The 17,351-nt window shown below is 29.3% G+C and carries 19 protein-coding genes and 1 riboswitch; of the genes, 8 read left to right on the top strand and 11 right to left on the bottom strand.

Annotated features, from left to right (window positions below; all coding sequences use genetic code 11):
- Positions 1–211: 211 nt before the first annotated feature.
- From AXE85_RS06575 to cysS, 5 genes are read right to left on the bottom strand one after another with little or no spacing between them, the layout of a single operon-like run.
- A complete protein-coding gene (locus tag AXE85_RS06575; RefSeq protein WP_062174105.1) occupies positions 212–739 on the bottom strand; it encodes an NYN domain-containing protein in 528 nt (175 codons plus the stop codon).
- Between the two features lie 33 nt (positions 740–772).
- On the bottom strand, positions 773–1,657 hold the full coding sequence (locus tag AXE85_RS06570) for a YwqG family protein (RefSeq protein WP_062174102.1): 885 nt from the start codon (positions 1,655–1,657) through the stop codon (positions 773–775).
- Positions 1,658–1,668: 11 nt separating this feature from the next.
- The gene (gene rlmB, locus AXE85_RS06565) at positions 1,669–2,478 is read right to left on the bottom strand and encodes a 23S rRNA (guanosine(2251)-2'-O)-methyltransferase RlmB (protein WP_062174100.1); all 810 of its coding nucleotides are present in this window, start codon (positions 2,476–2,478) and stop codon (positions 1,669–1,671) included.
- On the bottom strand, positions 2,462–2,893 hold the full coding sequence (locus AXE85_RS06560) for a Mini-ribonuclease 3 (protein ID WP_062174098.1): 432 nt from the start codon (positions 2,891–2,893) through the stop codon (positions 2,462–2,464). The genes rlmB and AXE85_RS06560 overlap by 17 nt, the downstream gene beginning before the upstream one ends.
- Complete coding sequence (gene cysS / locus AXE85_RS06555) at positions 2,878–4,275, bottom strand: cysteine--tRNA ligase (RefSeq protein WP_062174096.1); 1,398 nt, start codon at positions 4,273–4,275, stop codon at positions 2,878–2,880. Before cysS ends, AXE85_RS06560 begins: the two co-directional genes overlap by 16 nt.
- 174 nt (positions 4,276–4,449) lie before the next feature.
- On the opposite strand from cysS, the gene AXE85_RS06550 reads away from it, so the two are divergent.
- Both AXE85_RS06550 and AXE85_RS06545 read left to right on the top strand, forming a co-directional pair.
- A complete protein-coding gene (locus tag AXE85_RS06550; RefSeq protein ID WP_231723768.1) occupies positions 4,450–5,325 on the top strand; it encodes a YitT family protein in 876 nt (291 codons plus the stop codon).
- Positions 5,326–5,616: 291 nt separating this feature from the next.
- On the top strand, positions 5,617–6,792 hold the full coding sequence (locus tag AXE85_RS06545) for an AAA family ATPase (protein ID WP_062174092.1): 1,176 nt from the start codon (positions 5,617–5,619) through the stop codon (positions 6,790–6,792).
- A gap of 290 nt (positions 6,793–7,082) precedes the next feature.
- On the opposite strand, the gene AXE85_RS06540 is transcribed toward AXE85_RS06545, so the two are convergent.
- A complete protein-coding gene (locus AXE85_RS06540) occupies positions 7,083–8,333 on the bottom strand; it encodes a peptidoglycan bridge formation glycyltransferase FemA/FemB family protein (RefSeq protein ID WP_062174090.1) in 1,251 nt (416 codons plus the stop codon).
- A 143-nt stretch (positions 8,334–8,476) separates the two neighbouring features.
- On the opposite strand from AXE85_RS06540, the gene AXE85_RS06535 reads away from it, so the two are divergent.
- A complete protein-coding gene (locus AXE85_RS06535; protein ID WP_062174088.1) occupies positions 8,477–9,241 on the top strand; it encodes an alpha/beta fold hydrolase in 765 nt (254 codons plus the stop codon).
- Positions 9,242–9,339: 98 nt separating this feature from the next.
- Here the strand turns inward: AXE85_RS06535 and pssA are convergent, their stop codons facing one another.
- Positions 9,340–9,858, bottom strand: a complete 519-nt coding sequence (gene pssA, locus AXE85_RS06530; RefSeq protein ID WP_062174085.1) for a CDP-diacylglycerol--serine O-phosphatidyltransferase — start codon at positions 9,856–9,858, stop codon at positions 9,340–9,342.
- A gap of 169 nt (positions 9,859–10,027) precedes the next feature.
- On the opposite strand from pssA, the gene AXE85_RS06525 reads away from it, so the two are divergent.
- The 3 genes from AXE85_RS06525 (at position 10,028) to AXE85_RS08675 (ending at position 12,316) form a co-directional block, all read left to right on the top strand.
- On the top strand, positions 10,028–10,933 hold the full coding sequence (locus tag AXE85_RS06525) for a YitT family protein (protein WP_062174083.1): 906 nt from the start codon (positions 10,028–10,030) through the stop codon (positions 10,931–10,933).
- Positions 10,934–11,353: 420 nt separating this feature from the next.
- Positions 11,354–11,872, top strand: coding sequence for a chloride channel protein (locus AXE85_RS08680; protein WP_231723767.1), 519 nt, complete (start codon positions 11,354–11,356; stop codon positions 11,870–11,872).
- A 150-nt stretch (positions 11,873–12,022) separates the two neighbouring features.
- A complete protein-coding gene (locus tag AXE85_RS08675; protein ID WP_231723766.1) occupies positions 12,023–12,316 on the top strand; it encodes a chloride channel protein in 294 nt (97 codons plus the stop codon).
- A 169-nt stretch (positions 12,317–12,485) separates the two neighbouring features.
- Here AXE85_RS08675 and AXE85_RS06515 read toward each other — a convergent pair whose 3' ends face one another.
- From AXE85_RS06515 to AXE85_RS06500, 4 genes are read right to left on the bottom strand one after another with little or no spacing between them, the layout of a single operon-like run.
- Complete coding sequence (locus AXE85_RS06515; RefSeq protein ID WP_062174080.1) at positions 12,486–13,208, bottom strand: ATP-binding cassette domain-containing protein; 723 nt, start codon at positions 13,206–13,208, stop codon at positions 12,486–12,488.
- Positions 13,208–14,206, bottom strand: a complete 999-nt coding sequence (locus AXE85_RS06510) for an ABC transporter substrate-binding protein (RefSeq protein ID WP_062174078.1) — start codon at positions 14,204–14,206, stop codon at positions 13,208–13,210. The genes AXE85_RS06515 and AXE85_RS06510 overlap by 1 nt, the downstream gene beginning before the upstream one ends.
- The gene (locus AXE85_RS06505) at positions 14,187–14,972 is read right to left on the bottom strand and encodes an ABC transporter permease (protein ID WP_062174076.1); all 786 of its coding nucleotides are present in this window, start codon (positions 14,970–14,972) and stop codon (positions 14,187–14,189) included. Before AXE85_RS06505 ends, AXE85_RS06510 begins: the two co-directional genes overlap by 20 nt.
- Positions 14,947–15,231 carry a thiamine-binding protein gene (locus AXE85_RS06500; RefSeq protein WP_021753315.1) on the bottom strand — a complete coding sequence of 95 codons (285 nt, stop codon included), beginning with the start codon at positions 15,229–15,231 and terminating at the stop codon, positions 14,947–14,949. The genes AXE85_RS06505 and AXE85_RS06500 overlap by 26 nt, the downstream gene beginning before the upstream one ends.
- A 38-nt stretch (positions 15,232–15,269) precedes the next feature.
- Positions 15,270–15,374, bottom strand: a riboswitch (TPP riboswitch).
- Positions 15,375–15,573: 199 nt separating this feature from the next.
- Between AXE85_RS06500 and AXE85_RS06495 the strand changes: the two genes are divergently transcribed.
- Together AXE85_RS06495 and AXE85_RS06490 are read left to right on the top strand one after the other, a co-directional pair.
- Positions 15,574–15,807 (top strand): DUF1858 domain-containing protein, encoded by a 234-nt coding sequence (locus AXE85_RS06495; protein WP_021753314.1) that lies wholly within the window; start codon positions 15,574–15,576, stop codon positions 15,805–15,807.
- Positions 15,807–17,150 carry a DUF438 domain-containing protein gene (locus AXE85_RS06490; protein ID WP_062174073.1) on the top strand — a complete coding sequence of 448 codons (1,344 nt, stop codon included), beginning with the start codon at positions 15,807–15,809 and terminating at the stop codon, positions 17,148–17,150. Before AXE85_RS06495 ends, AXE85_RS06490 begins: the two co-directional genes overlap by 1 nt.
- The last annotated feature ends 201 nt before the right edge of the window (positions 17,151–17,351 follow it).

The following is a 17,351-nucleotide window of genomic DNA, read 5'->3' as shown; positions in this document are numbered from 1 at the left end:
TTTCTGAAATTATATTGAGAATATGAAAATAATACTAATATTAGATTATTAACAGTATGAATAAAGGAATATAATAAATTCAACTTAACAAATAAAAACTAATAATTTATTTAAAACCGGAGAGCTAAATATAAAATTTAATTTAAAAATCGAAAGTAAAATTATAAAATCAATTTTTTTAAAATTTTGATTTATTTTACTTTCGATTTTGTTACAGTTTATCACCATTAATAAGAAAATTTTCTAATTTTTTTCTGTCTCTATCGCTCATACGAATATGACGATTTCTTAATTTGTTTTTATTATGTTTTTTAGAAAGGCGAGAAACATTTTGCTTACGTTCTTTTAAGTCTTTAATAAAACGATGGCAATCACGTAATATTGCACCGTAACCAAGCGTTGTATCACGTTCATCGTGGTCATCACTAACAACAATAATATCAACGAAATGCTCAATACGAAGTTCACGTGTTTTACGTTCTATCCATTGATCCGCCTTTTCACCGGTTTTAGTGTAGACGATATTAATTGGTGCTTCTTCTTTAATATATTCTTTGGAACGAGTTAAATATGCGTCAAAGATGCAGTAAACAATATAGTTATTGCCACTTGAATATTCTTTCAATATATCAATAAGTATATCACGTTCAGTAGGGAATGTAGAACTTTTTATTAAATCATATTCTTTCATGCGAAAAAGAAGATTATATCCATCAATAAATAAGTATTGTTTTTTCATGTTATCTCTCCTTTCTTAAAATAATAAAGTTGTTTAATAGCAATCCCAAGTATAAAGAATTTTAGAAAAATCCAGTTTTTTTAATTGTTTCTTGGTAATAAAGAAATTACCTATACCACAATCTCCCCACATAATTTCACATTCAGGACTATTATATGAATTAATTTGAAGCAATAAAATATTATAATCTTTAAATTCATCTTTAAAACGTGGATCCCATTGAGTAAATGAGGGGAAGCCGCCTATTTGAGCAGCAGAGAAATTTTCGTTAAATTGTTCTTCTATATAATCATAAAGTTCTTCATCATATACGTATAACCCTGTCCAATCTAACTCTATTTTAAAAGATGGAAATCTTTTGTTCCATTCTTTAACAAAATGAGCATCGAAGTGGTGATCTGTCGGTGTCATAGATTGTTTGTCTAATTCAAATGATAATGCAAAAGGAGAACCTTTCATCAGTGGAGTTAACGTAGTATTTCCGGTTTCTTCTTCAAAATTTTTTGGTTGATATAATGTAGTTATTTCATCTTCGCTATAATGCTCTGTAATATTCGGATAATAAAGTACCCGTTTATTAGTATTAGAATTAATGTTGTTATAGTCAACTTCAAAATCCGCACCTAAATCAGGACTTCCACCGTAAATCCAAAATTGCATAATACCATTTTTTGGATAAATATTATTTTTCGGTAATTCTTCACAATTTATTTGGGCAAGAAATGTTAACTGTTCACCTTTATTATTAGTGGGAATTTCTGCATTTTTTGGTAGGTAAAAAACACCGCCAAACTTACTGCTTGTAATCTTTGTTGGAGTATTGGGAATAGGTTTTATTTTAATAACTTCAGTTTCAGTTGTTTTTTTGAATTTTGTTAAAAAATTGTCTATATCGTTGTAATCAATAAAAAGTATCATAGTTTATCCTCCTAATTATCTTTTATTCTTTCATACATCACTATACCGGCGGCAACAGATGCATTAAGACTTTGTATTTTCCCAAGCATCGGTAAATGGTATAAGAAATCACATTCATCAGCAATTACCTTACTTATACCTGTACCCTCATTACCAATAACAATGGCTAGCGGTACATCTTTAGCAATTTTGGTATAATTTTCAGAACGTTCTGAAAGTGTTGTCCCTGCAATCCAAAAACCGACTTGTTTAAGTTTTTTAATTGTATCGGTTAGATTTGGTACACGTATTACCGGTATATACTCAATAGCACCGGCTGAGGCTTTAACAGCTGTTTGACTAATGACGGCAGCACGACGTTTCGGAATAATAACCGCCTTAACACCGCATGCTTCAGCGGAACGAATAATTGCACCGAGATTATGAGGGTCTTCAATGTGATCTAAGATTAGTAATGTAGTATTTTTATCAATATCCAAAGTGCTTATTACTTCGTCGAGTTCAAAATAATTATATGGTGCAACGTAAGCGATAACTCCCTGATGTCGTTCGGTAGTTGAATTATCAAGTTTACGCTTTGGAACTTCTTGACAAATGATTTTTTTTTCATTTGCAATAGTGAAAATAGATTTTAAACGTCCTTTTTCAATACCTTCTTGAAAAAGTATTTTATTAATTTCACGTCCCGATTTTATTGCTTCGAGTATTGCATTACGTCCAGCTATTACCTCTTTATCAATTTCAATGTCATCGTTTTGAAATTTGTATTGAGATTTATTTTTTTGACGTAATTCTTTATAGTGTTTATTGTTTTTTTTCATAAAATTTAATGATGTGATTAAACATCTCCTCCAATCTTTCAAAGTTTTTTTCTAAATACAAATAACCAAAAACAGCTTCTAAACCGGTGGCTAGTTTATATTCCATAATGCTTGCATTTTTTGCTTTAGAGTTATTTTTTTGATTTTTAGCACGATTGTAAATTTTTTTTTCTTCTTCCGTTAAAAAATTTTCTTCTAATAAATATATCATAAATCCGGCTTGTGCCCGAGCTGAAACGATGGTTGACACTGTATGATGAAGATCATTTATTTTACCAAGATGATATTTCATGATATACTCCCGACTTATAATATCATAAATACTATCACCGATATAAGCAAGGGTAAGTGCCTGCATTTGTTTTGGATTATCAAAGTTTTTTTCGGTAAATTTAAATGTTATTGCTTTTTCCATCTGACTCCTTGTTTTGTATCTTCTAATACAATTCCTTGTTTTTTTAAATCATCACGGATTTTATCCGCAAGTGAAAAATCTTTGTTTTTACGTGCCTGTTCACGCTGTTCAATTAGTTGTTCAATATAAACGCTGTTGATGTTGCTATTTTCTTTTACATTAATACCTAAAATGCTGCTATAAGTTTCAAAAGCGGCATTTATAAGTTCAAGCGTTTCTTTATTGACATTATCTTGTGCAGTATAAGAGTTGCTAATTCTTACAATTTCATACCACGATGATAGAGCATTTGCAGTGTTAAAATCGTCTTGCATATATATTTCAAATTGTTCAAGTTCATGATTTATAGCATTTATAACAGAATTATCCAGCTGTTCAATAGACATTTCATTGTTTAGTCTAAATTGTAAGTTATGATAAGCTGTTCTTAATTTTTCAAAATTAATTCGGGCTAACTCAATGTTTTCATTTGTGTAGTTAATTGGAGTACGATAGTGAACACTCAACATAAATAAACGCAGTACCATCGGATCAATTTCGGAAATAATGTCTTTAACAAGTCGGAAGTTACCAAGTGATTTACTCATTTTAACATTGTCTATATTAATAAAAGCATTATGCATCCAGTAATTAGCGAAAGGTGCATGATTATGGCACTCAGATTGAGCGATTTCATTTTCGTGATGAGGAAAAGTTAAATCCTGTCCTCCTGCATGAATATCAATGGTAGCTCCTAAAGTCTCTTTTGCCATAACAGAACATTCAATATGCCAACCGGGGCGTCCTTCACCAAATGGGCTCTCCCATTTTATTTCTCCGGGCTTTGCTTTTTTCCATAATGCGAAATCAAGAGGATCTTCTTTGTGTTCACCCACTTCAATTCTAGCACCGCTAATAAGGTCATCAATAGATTGTTTACTCAATTTTCCATAATCTTCTTTTTTACGTGTTCTAAAATAGACATCTCCCTTTGATTCATAGGCAAATCCCTCATCAACAAGTTGTTTAATAAAAGTGATAATTTCATTCATGTATTCAGTTACACGTGGATTTTTAGTAGCACGTTTACATCCTAAAGCGTCGTAATCTTTGAAAAAGGCTTTGATATACTTATCGGTTAGTTCAGTTGTTGAAATATTTTCCTCATGGCTTGCTTTAATAATTTTGTCATCAACATCAGTAAAGTTAGAAATGAAGTCAACAGTGTAACCACTATGTTCTAAATATTTTCTAACAACATCAAAAACAATAATAGGGCGGGCGTTACCGATGTGAATATAGTTGTAAACCGTAGGACCACAGACATACATTTTTATTTTCCCTTCTTCAATGGTATTTAGCATTTCTTTTTGTCTGGTTAAAGTGTTGTACAGCTTAATCATTATTGCTCTCCTTATTTACTATTAATACAATTTTATAAACTTATTACTCAAATTTTAACACAAAATTACAATAATTAAAATTGTAAATTTCTATTTTCGTATCTCTTGATTTTTTTTTATTTTGTATTACAATAAAAGAAGCTAAAAAATTAAAAATAAGGAATAGTTACTATGATGTTGTCGAATGTAATTTATGAAACAAATAAACATAAGAGTTTGAAAAATATTTTTCTTTTAATACTGGGAACATTTTTATTTTCAATTTATGCAGGGATACTTATACCGGCAAATAACATTGGTGCCGGAGGTGCATTGGGACTTAGTTTAGTTCTGAATAAATTAATAGGAATAAAAATAGGGACGGCACAATTTTTATTTAATTTACCGTTATTTTATATAGGGTATAAATATATTAGTAGAAGATTTATCTTACTCACAGGATTAGTAATTAGCGTTTCATCATTTTTAATAAATAATTTACCTCATTTTATCACACCGGTTTACTTGGGAGATTCTTTGGTAGCGGCAATATTTAGTGGAATTATCTCAGGGCTTGCAATGTGCTGTTTATTAGTCGGTGGTGCTTCAACCGGAGGGACGGATATAACAGGTAAGTTTTTATCAAGAAAAACAAAAGTCAACTTACCGACAGTCTTTCTAATACAAGATATTACAATTTATTTAATAGTTTGGATTTTCTTTGATATTAAATATGTAATGTATGCTTTGGTGATGAGCTTTGTAAGAAATCAAACGATGAAAGGTGTTCAAAAGTTATTTTCAGCTTATATTCAATGTACAATTATTTGTGATTGTCCGGAGAAAATGGTAGAGATTATTAATTATCAATTACATCGAGGTTCAACAGTTCTTGATGTTGAAGGGGGATATAGTCATATGAAAAAACGTATGATTATAGTCGTTATACAACAAAATGAAATGTATCAACTGAAAAAATTAGTAGCACGAAATTGCCCGAATGCTTTTATTACGGTAACGGCTGTTAATACAATTATGGGGAATTTCAAAGAACATTCGTATAGGTTATAAAAATATAGTTAGTGTAAGGAAACTATAATTTGTATCCAATATAAAGTTTTGATTAAGATAATGAAAAATGTATTATAATAAATATAAATATTCTTATTTTAGAAAGAAATACCTAAAAATATAAATTACCTCAAAAGTTATATTAAGAAAAGAATTAACTTTAGGGGTGTTTTATAATAAAAAATGGAATTAAACTTTTACAAAAGGATTTAGAGAAAATTATCAATAAACTTTTGAAATATAAATCAATTTATGGAATTTATTAAAAGTATGTTAAGAGGAATGTAAAAAATGAAGCATAAATTATTAAAAATAAAAAAATTAGCAGTAGTATTTGGAACTTTTGCCCCAATGCACACAGGACATGTAGATTTTATAACAAAGGCGAAACGGGAAAATGATGGTGTTTTGATTATTGTTTCGGGAACAAATACTGAAGAAGATCGCGGAACACGTGACGGTCTTCATCTTAATCGCCGTTTTCGTTATGTTCGAGAAGTTTTTCATGATGATGAACTTGTAGTAGATAAACTCGATGAAGAAGGTATGTTAGCTTATCCAAACGGCTGGGAACCTTGGCTTAAAACTCTTCATAAACTTATTAAAGATAATACGGATTATCAATTTGAAAAAATGACATTTTATATTGGAGAAGAAGATTACCAAAAACCTTTGCTTAGTTATTTTAAGAAAGTATTTGCTAATGAATATCGTGTTGATAGGGATCAAATTAATGATTTTGACGAAATTAGAGAAAAAGAAGTAGCAATTACAATTATTGATCGTACTTTAGTTCCGGTATCCGGAACTGAAATTCGAAAAAATCCCCTCGTATATTGGCGTTATATTACTAAGCCTTTTCGACGCCATTTTACAAAAAAAGTGCTGGTTGTAGGTTCTGCATCAGGTGGGAAAACAACACTTATAAAAGATCTTGGGCGTGTTTTTAATGCTCCAATCTCTCTTGAATATGCACGACATTATCAGGAAGTTTATAATGTTCGTGATGATGAATTGGATACCAATGATTATATTCGTCTTTTTGCTAATCAGAATGAACAGACTTCAAACGTTATTGATAGTGGTAGCCACTCAGGTATTGTATTTGTAGATACTAATGCTACCGTGACTATGGCTTATGTAGATTACTATCTTAAAGGTGTTATCTCGGAAGAAGAATATCAAGCACTTAAATTATCATATAAGGTAGCTATCTCAAAAGAAAAATGGGATCTTATTGTTCTTATTCCACCAAAATCAGCTTATGTTAATGACGGTTTTCGTGATATGACTATGGCAAGTCAAGATATTCGTGACGGTTTTACAAACCATCTTATTGAATTACTTGAGCAGGATGGGTTTAAAGATAAACTTTTAATTCTTGATAGCGATATAGATACTTTCTTTATAGATAACTACAAGAAAACCGTTAAAGCCATAAAAGATCGTCTTAATATTGAAATTTAAGCGAATATTAAATAGGAGATAAAATATATTAATTTTGATTATAACAAAATTCAATCATATCTTTTGCACTGTCGGTATTTTTATATTGTGGATATATAAATAATAGGAGCGTCTTGAGCAAAATCGCGATTTCGTAAAAAATCGATTTTATCAAGTCGCTCCTATACATTTTATTAATTTTTGGAAAGTCTTTTAAAGTGTATTTTAAATCAATGCGCCACTATATCTAACCACTAATAGTATTATAATTTTCGGCTTTTAGGACAGTATTGTTTCTTTTTACTATAATTTTATATTTTCCAAATTTTTCCAATAGCATTACGAATTTCATAATTATCCATAAAATATTCAATATTACCGTTAAAATTACGTTTGAATTGAAGTACGCTATAATCGGTTGCATCTTCAGAGTCAAAATCTTTAGAAGTACCATAGAAGTTAAAATACTTAAAATTTCTTTCGATAGCATATTTAATCATTTCATACATAATAGCATATGTACCGTTAAATTTAGATAATTCTTTTATCATACCACCGGAAAAGTATATAAAATCTTGATTTGATTCAATAAAACTTGCACAGGATAGATAAATTATATTTCCATAAATGTTTTTAAGGTCTGTTATTTTTGATATTTTATTATTATTAAAGACAATAGATTCTTCTAACTTTGCTATTTTGTTTAAAGTTTTATCTCTATTTATTTTTTTGCTATTTAACTTTTCTACTAAATTGCTTTTATCATTAGTAATAGATAAATTCTCTTTCTCTAGGTTAGAGATAAGTAAATCACAATCTAAATAAGAAACCATTAAATGAAGTTTGTCTTTTAAAATTTTTTTTAAGATTTTGAAGTGAGTACTATCTCTTACTTCGAAATTTATTCTTTTTTCAGTATTTTTATTTATATTATCAAATATTTTTGAATAATAGTTATCAAAAATATCAATTTCTTTAATAATAATATTTTCTTTAAGAGCTTTGTTAATTGAACGCTTAGCCATTGTAGAGATATTTTTTATAAGGTTATCTGTAGTTAAGTCTGAATTTAATTCAGTTGAGTAAAGGCAACGAGGTGCTAATGTCGGATTTGTAAATAAATCATCGTTAAGTGCTTTGTAATCAAAAGATGTTAGAATATTATCTGTAGAAATAGCTTCCTCATTATACTCAATAAATTTAACATCGTCATAAATTTTTTCGTTTAAAAATGGATTTACCCTAACACATAAAACTCTTAGATTTTTTGTATAATATTTTTTTAGTTGTTCAAAATAAAATTTAACCAATTTTGTATTAGAATAATCCATAATTGGTCCATGCTGTGCTGTAACTTTATAAAAATATTTTTTATATCGAAAATAGATAAATACTCCATAAGCAAGTATCTTATCATTATCTTTAACAGCTAATATTTTATAATTTTGTTTTTTAGTTCTTAATACATTAGCAAAGTCAAAGGATTGTGAAAATAAATAACGTTCGTTATTTTCTTGTTGAAAATTTTTTAATTCATCATTACTAATTTCGGTAAATATCATTAGAAAACTCCTTATGTAATTTTTTAAACATCTATACGATTATATAATAAATATGCTGAAAAAAAAAGAAATAACCATTTAGTAAATGAAGAAGAGGTAAATAAATGATATAATAAAATAAAAAAGGTATGGTGGATATGCTTATGAAAGAATATCAATTAAGAAATAGAAATTATAAAATTAGGTATAATGATTTTCCGGGGGAACAAACACCTATAATATTTATTCATGGTTTGGGTTGTGCCGGGTCATTTGATTATGTTGAGATAGCAGCAAATAAAAAATTTTTAGGGTATAGAAAGATTTTAATTGATTTATTGGGAGCCGGATATAGTGATAAACCACTGGATTTTGTATATAATGTGAAAAATCACGCACAATATTTAAGTGAATTTTTGGAAGATTTGAATTTAGACAAGGTTATACTTTTTGGGCATAGCTTGGGAGGAGCTATTTCAATAAAATTGTGTTCTTTGTGCCAAGAAAAAGTAGAAAAACTTATTTTAACAGAACATAATTTAGATCCTGCAAAAAAAGGGCGTAGTAGTTGGGCAGTAGCACAATATACAGAAGAAGATTACAAAAAAAGACTAAAAGGATTGATAGAGCTATGTGAAAGTGGTAGAAATACTATGTGGGCTGCGACCTTGCGTAACTGGTTACCGGAAGCAGCATATCAAATTTCAAAAGATGCAGTTAGTGATAGGGAAGTGTCTTGGCGAAAACTGTTTTATAGCTTTCCAATACCGAAATATTTTATTTTTGGAGAAAAAACATTGCCGAATGACGATTTAGAGGAGTTGCCGAAGAATGGGATTGTTGTTAAGACAGTTTCTAATGCAGGGCATTCTATGGCATGGGATAATCCGATTGGTTTAGTTGAAGTAATTAGCAGTTGCTTGGAGTAAAATTAAATCTGATAGGTATATTTTATTTTGTTCACACAGTTTGATTTTGTTTAATAAAAATTAAAAACTCAGATTAATTTCTGAGTTTAATTTTTAAATTATATTTTTTTAATTTTTATATTACTTACCATTAAATAAGAACCTAAAAGGGTAAGTATCAGCATTATAATACTAGGTAATCCGAACAATGATACAATAGCCAAAATAGTTCCGCACGTTGTAATAGGGACACCTTGATAAAATCCTTTTTTCATCGTAGTAACGTTGAATCTTGCTAGGCGATAAGCACCGCAGCATGCAAAAATCCCACAAATAACAGCGACAATAACCATTAAGGAAATAGAAGGTTTATCAGTTGTTACAAATTTTTCAAAAACAAGAACTGCCGGAGCAACACCAAAACTCACAACATCGCATAAAGAATCTAATTCTTTTCCAAGATCAGAAAAAACACCTAATTTTCTTGCAACGATACCATCGTATCTATCAGCAAGCATTGCTAAAAAAATAAAGACACTAGACCATATATAATACCCGTGAATAGTGGTTAGTATAGAAGTAAAACCACAAAATATATTTCCAAGGGTAAGATAGTTCGGTATGAAATTTTTATTCATGACTTATCCCTCCAATATTGATACATATAATTATAGTATAAAATGTTGAGAATGTCTAAAAAAATATAAGATTTTTTTGGGGAATTCAAAAATATTTTTTGAAGAATATTGTTTTTTAAAAAATATATTGATATAATTATGATGAGATTAATATTTTCGGGAGGTTGTTATGAAACAAGAAAAAAAGGTAGTTAATAAAAAAAGAATTGCAAAAGAATTATTTTTTATTATGCTCGGTTGTGCAGTGTATTCTTTTGCACTTTTACATTTTAATGTACCGAATCATCTTGCAGAAGGCGGTGGAGCTGGAATAGCATTATTTTTATGGTATGCCTTTGGATTTCCGGTATCATATGGGACTTTGCTGATAAATATTCCGTTATTAGTATTGGGGTATAAAATGTTGGATAAAAAAACAATGATTTATACGATTTATGGTATTATTATGTTGACACTTTGGATAAATATTTTCGAAAATTATCATGTTGTAATAGATATTGGCGGAGATAGATTGTTAGCTTCTGTTTTCGGTGGAATTATAGCAGGGGTTGGGTTAGGCACTGTTTTTGTTTTTGGTGGTACTACCGGTGGTGTTGATATTATAGCAAAAATTATTCAGTTACATTTTGGTGTTTCTGTGGGTAGAGTTATCCAAATAATAGATGGAGTAATTTTGCTTCTAAACTTTATGGCATTAAAAAGTTATCCTGCAATTCTATATACTTTAATTTATGTTTACATTAGCACTAAGTTAATTGATGTTTTTGTTGAAGGTGGAGTTCCGGGTAAAGGTGTTATGATAATGTCTAAGAAAATAGACGAAATAACAGAAAAAATTAATACAGATATGAAACGTGGTTTAACATTTTTAAAAGGGCAAGGCAGTTACTCACGTCAAGATATGAATATCGGTTATTGTGTTGTAGCAAGAACGGAAATAGGTAGATTAAAGTCATTGGTATATGAAATAGATCCAAACGCATTTCTAACTATTACTGAAGTTCACGATGTAATAGGGGAAGGATTTAGTTTTGATCAACCTAAGAAAATAAAATTAAAGAAAAGTAAGAAATAAAGAGTGATTTAAGTGGTTTAAAAGTGATAAAATAGAACACGTTAATAATATAATTTTAATCGACTTTTTAAAAAGTTTAATAGATTTTCAAAGGTGGAATAGAAAAATTGATTTATAAAATCAAAATTTTTTATTCCACTTTTTAGGTAGTTTGGTACAAAAATTAAAAAAGAAATATACAAGGTTTAGAAAATTTAATATTAATAGTGTGGAAAGGGGTATTGATTTTAATTGAAATTTTATATAAGAGTATTAATAATTGTCTTTTTGACAAGTGTAACTTGTTCATACTTCGGTCAAATATTATTATTTTTAATAGAATATGGAAAAAATTATTATCAATAATTAATCTGTTTAACTCCGGTTGTATTGATATTCACTAAACGTAGTAATAGATATTTTAAAACCGGTAATATAGGAATGAAATATTTAATTACCGGTATACAGACAAATATTAAAAAAATAAGCTGGTATTTTCCGATTTTATTGGTAATAAATACATTTTTTGCTCATTTAACAGGGGTAAGTGTAGGAAGAGAAGGTGTTGCGGTTCAACTAGGTGGAACAATTGGGAAAAATTTTGCAGATGAAAAATTTAGTGCCGATCAATGTAATTATTTAATTAGATTGGGTATGATTTGTGGATTTTCCGCATTATTTAAAACACCGTTGGCAGCATTATTTTTTATCTTAGAGATAACTGGAAGAAAAATAAAAATCACAAGAGAGTTTTTATATGAATTAATATCTTACGTAGTATTTTCTTTTACGGCTACAAAGGTGTCAAATTTATTAGGTTTAGAAAAGTTTTTTGTTTTTGTTGATTTTAGTTTTAAAAATATAACCTTGGAAATGTATTTAAAAATTGTAATAGCAAGTATATGTTTTATTTTAGTTGGAATGTTGTTTGTGATTGTTCAGAAATTTCTAAAAAAATAACAAAGATAAATAAAATTATTACTTGGATTTTGGTATTCTTATTTATAATTATTAGTTTTATTACCCAATTTAAGTATACGTCATTGGGTACAAATTTAATAAATTTTTCTTTTTTTTGATACCGGTCAAATAACAAGGTTTGATTTTATTTTGAAATTGTTGTTAACAGTAATATGCACAGCAGTTGGTTTTAGCGGTGGAGAGGTAACGCCATTATTTGCGATAGGTGCAAGTTTTGGTGTTGTATTATCCGGAGCATTAGGACTACCAATTTATATTTTAGCCGGTATAGGTTACTCATTAGTTTTTTCATCTGCTACAAAATCATTTTTAACACCGATTTTATTAGTATTAGAAGTGTTTGGAATTAAGCTAATGCTTTTAGCATCGCTTTCTGCGTTAATTATTTATTTTATTAATCGAAAATACAGTATTTATGAATAATAAAAGCGACTTAAAAATCGTGATTTTGCTGGAAATTGATTTTATAAGTCGCTCTTTGCACAGTTCATTAGATTTTGGAAAAACTCTTTAAAACGAATGTCAAAATCAATGAATTGCTATGGTCAATCACTAATAAGAAAATTGAATTTGTAGATTTTAGATTGAGCTTTTATAAGCCGAGAATATTTAAGATTTCTTTTTTGTATTGCAGTTTTTGTTCGTCTTTATCTTTAGTCTTGTCAAGATTAATAGTTAATTCAGAAACTATTTCTCCCGGTTTATTTTTAATGATATATATTCTGTTACTAAGCTCAATAGCCTCATCTATGTCATGGGTGATAAGTAGTGTGGTCAGGTTCAAAGTACGACTAATATCTAAAAACCAACTGTGAAGAGATATCTTGGTAATTGCATCTAAAGCACTAAACGGCTCATCCAGTAAAAATAACTTCTGTTTGAACATATAAGTTCTGAGAAGTGCAACACGTTGACGCATGCCGCCGCTGAGTTCACTGGGATATTTGTCTTTATATTCATAAAGATTAAAAAGTTTCAAATTTTCAATAGCTTCTTTTTCAGCCTCTTTTTTCTTAATTTTTTTTATTAGTAAAGGCAGAATAATATTGCCGATAACAGTTTTATGTTCAAGTAATAAATCTTTTTGTAGCATATAACTGACTTTACCTTTAAAGTTAGTGTTATTTTCTATTGCTATTTCACCTTGACTAAGTTCTATTATGCCGGCGATAAGATTAAACAAAGTTGTTTTACCTACACCGCTTCCTCCAAGGATAGAAACTATCTCTCCACTATTAACATGGATATTAATATTTTTTAATATATCATTATTTGGATAACTATAAGTTAAGTTTTTTATTGATAATACGGTCATTATTTTACAAAGTCATTGGTAAATCCTGTGTTATCTGCTAGAGGTTTTTCAACGATGTTATTTTTGTTTACCCAACGGTAAAACGCATTCCAACGTTCAGCATCAAATTCGCCCCATTTATTTTTATCGGTTGCATAACGTTCTGATAAATATTTTTGTGAATTAATGATAAAGTCACGTTTTTCTTTTAATTCCGGTGCATTTTTGATTAAAATATCAGCAGCTTCTTCAGGATGTTCCATTGCATAGATATATCCTTTCTTAATTGCTTGAATAACTTTTTTTGCTTCTTCTTTGTTCTCTTTTAAATAATCGTTATTAGCGATAATTACCGGAGAATAGTAGTCCAGTTCTTTAGCAAAATCTTTTAAGTAGAAGTAGTTAATATCTAAATTCATAGATTCAGCCAGCTTACCATCCCACGCATAATAAATCCATGCAGCATCAAACGCTCCATTTTCCATTGGAGTGACAGAATTAGTATCTGTATTAGGGGTAAGTTTTACCTTGCTAAAATCTCCACCTTGTTTTTCAACTAATGATTTAATCATGGCAAGTTCCACAGGATCATTCCATGTTCCATATTTTTTCCCTACTAAATCTTTAGGTTCTTTAATGTCACTTTTTTTCAATGAAATAACACCGGAAGTATTATGTTCTATTATTGCCGCAACAGCGGTGATACCTGCCCCTTTAGAAAGTTTATTAGCCATAGTGTCTTGGTAATAAATCCCAAATGGTGCTTTATTATTAATAATTAAATCAGAAGTACTATCCTCCGGTGCCGGTTTAATATCAAGATCAATACCTGCTTCAGCAAAATAGCCTTTTTCTTTTGCAACAAAAAGTCCGGTGTGATTTGTATTTATCGCCCAATCTAAAACGAAATCCACTTTTTTTAAATCTTTTTTTTGTTCTGTATTTTGTTTATTAGTACCGCAAGCTGTAAGCGTTACAGCAAGAACAATGGCAAATAAACTAATTATTATTTTTTTCATAATTGTCTCCTATATATTTCCATTTAATAATTTTCTTTTCACTTAGTTTTACTAATTGAATACTTAGCAAACTAATTATTGATACTAGAATAATAATCGCAAACATAGTATCATATTCAAATAATTTTTTAGCTTTAATCATATAAACACCAAGTCCTTCAAAACCGCCAAGCCATTCAGCAACCACCGCAGCGATAAAAGCATATGATACACTTACACGAAGCCCTGCATAAAAATATGAAAGGCTATTCGGGATTTTGACATGCCAGAGTATTTGTAGTTTGCCGGCATTCATAAGTTTGAGTAGAGTAATCATGTCCTTATCGCAGTTTCTAAAACCATCGAGAATACTGACAATAATCGGAAAAGTTGTGGTAAGTATTATTAATACTATTTTAGGTGTAAGACCGTAGCCTAACCATAAAACAAGTATAGGTGCTATAGCTATAGTCGGGATAGTTTGTGTTAAAACTAAAAGCGGATAAATGGCTTTATTAAAGGCAGGGATGCTATCCATTATTAAAGCTAAGAGCCAAGCTATTACAATTCCTAAAAATAACCCGATAATAGCCTCTATTAAAGTGATTTTACTATGAAAAATTAATGTTTTATAGTTTTTTATAAAAGCATGTATTATTTCCGTTGGAGTAGGAATTATATATTTTGGGAGTAGATTCAAATATCCTGCTCCTTGCCAAATAATAAGCAGAAAAATCATAGTAATAGCGCTGGTATATTTATTAATTAAATTTACTAATTTTTTCATCAATTGTTAAAATACTCCCGTAATTAATTTTTACATTGGCAAAAATATTATTGCAATTTTCCCCAGCGATAAGTAAACATTCTTTTAAAGTCGCCATTAAGTCATTAAAATCACCTTCAATTACCGTTTCAAACGGCGTAACGACGGCGGTGGAATGTTTTGATAAAATAAAGTTTATAACTTTATCAATAGTTTTTAATCTTCCAATATCATCTTTTTCTAATGGAAGAATTTGTAAAGCGATACTGCAATTTTGCAAAATAAAAAACCTCCTTATAAGTTTAAGGGGTCTAATTATGGTCTTTAAGATTAACTTTCCTACGCTGGCATTATCCAGATCAGGTTCGGTCGAAATTATAGAATTTCCTCTCAGACTGTTTACAGACTCCCGTATAAGTTATTATAACATATCATTAAAGAAAAACAATAAAAATGCTTAAAGTAAAGACCTACAATTTAAAAACATTGTAAAAATAAGTGAATGATATTAATCTATAATTTATAAATATATCACTTAATAATAAATATTGATAATTGTTAGAGAAAATTTTTCAGATGTGATATAATAAATCCACAGGAAAAAAGAAGTGAGGTTAGTAAAATGGATAATATTATTGATGTAAGTATTCCGGTAGCGGAGGTTGTAGATAAACATCCGGAGGTGTTGGATATTTTAGTAGACTTAGGTTTTAAACCGTTAGCCAATCCTATTATGAGAAATACTATAGGTAGAAAAACATCGTTAAAAATGGGTTCTAAGTTGGCAGGGATAGAGTTGGAAAAAATAATTTCTACATTAAAAGCAAATGGATACGAAGTGGTAGGACTGGATTAATGGCTACTAAACGTATAGAGGTCTTAAAATCTATTCTGTTGCGTTTGCATAATGGAGAGAGTGCAGAATCTGTTCAAGAAGAATTTGATAAGCATTTTACAGGAGTATCAGCGATAGAAATTAGCCTTATGGAACATGAACTTATGAATTCTAATTCGGGTGTTACGTTTGAAGACGTAATGAAATTATGTAATGTTCATGCCAATCTTTTCAAAGGAGCAATAAAAAATGTAGAAATTGCAGATACAGAACATCCGGGACACCCTGTTCAAATATTTAAGCAAGAAAATTTTGCCCTTAGAGCTGCTATTATGCGTGTAAGACGTATTTTAGCAAATTATGAAAAAATAACGGATGAAATGACTAAAAAAGAAGTATTAAAAGGACTTTTTCGTCAGTTAAATTTATTAGGTCAGTTTGATATACATTATCGTCGAAAAGAAGAATTGATGTTCCCTATTATGGAACGTTATGGTCATACCGCACCACCTAAAGTTATGTGGGGCGTGGATGATAAAATACGTAAATTATTTAATAAAGCCTTAAAAGATGCAGAAAAATTTCCCAACGTTGATATAGAGGAAGTTAAAGCAAGTTTTGAAGTTTTTGTTAAAGAATTTGAAGAAATGATTTTTAAGGAAGAATCCATATTACTTATGATTCTTATGGAAACATTTAATCAAGATGATTGGCTAAACATAGCTAAAGAGAGTGATGTGTATGGATATGCAATAATTAAACCGACAGAAAAATGGGTTCCACATAGGGAGCCATTTGGAAAAGAAATAGAAAATTCGAAACAAACACAAGAAATATCCAATGAAGAAAATAATTTAACACAAAAAGTTATAGATACTCCGGAAGGTGAATTTACCATCACTTTTAAACCCAAAGAAAATAAGAATAAGGTTATTGACAGAAATAGCGAACAATCTTTTGGTAATGGATATTTGTCAGTAGAACAGGCAAATTTAATACTTAATCACTTGCCGATGGAAATTACCTTTGTGAATAAAGATGATATATTTCAATATTATAATGATAATGTGCCAAGTGATGAGATGATCTTTAAACGTACTCCAAGTCAAATAGGACGTAATGTTGAACTTTGTCATCCTCCACAATATTTAGAAAAAGTACGTATAATTTTTAAAAATTTGCGTGATGGAAAAAAAGATAAATATGAAATGTGGTTTAAATCTAAATCACGTGATAAATTCGTTCATATAACTTATGCGGGAGTATATGATAATAACAATGAATTTCAAGGTGTTCTTGAATACGTTCAGGATATACAACCATATCGTGAAATAACAAGTGATTATTATCGTGATATAGAGTAAAAAAGAATTAGGTGGGGCAATCAATTTTTGGTTGTACAATGATACGGGCATGGGAAAAAATTTCCTTCCCGTATTATTTATTGCTTTGTGTCAAATACGTAGCATGGGGAAAAATATTTTATAGTATACAAAAAGACAAATATCCAAATATAATTAAAATAGTAAAAATAATAAATTACGGATGGATATTTGATATAAATA

The sequence above is a fragment of the Gemella sp. oral taxon 928 genome, from assembly GCF_001553915.1.
Lineage (GTDB): Bacteria > Bacillota > Bacilli > Staphylococcales > Gemellaceae > Gemella > Gemella massiliensis.
Note: the sequence above shows the minus strand (reverse complement) of the source record. Positions and strands in the feature narration are given on the sequence as shown.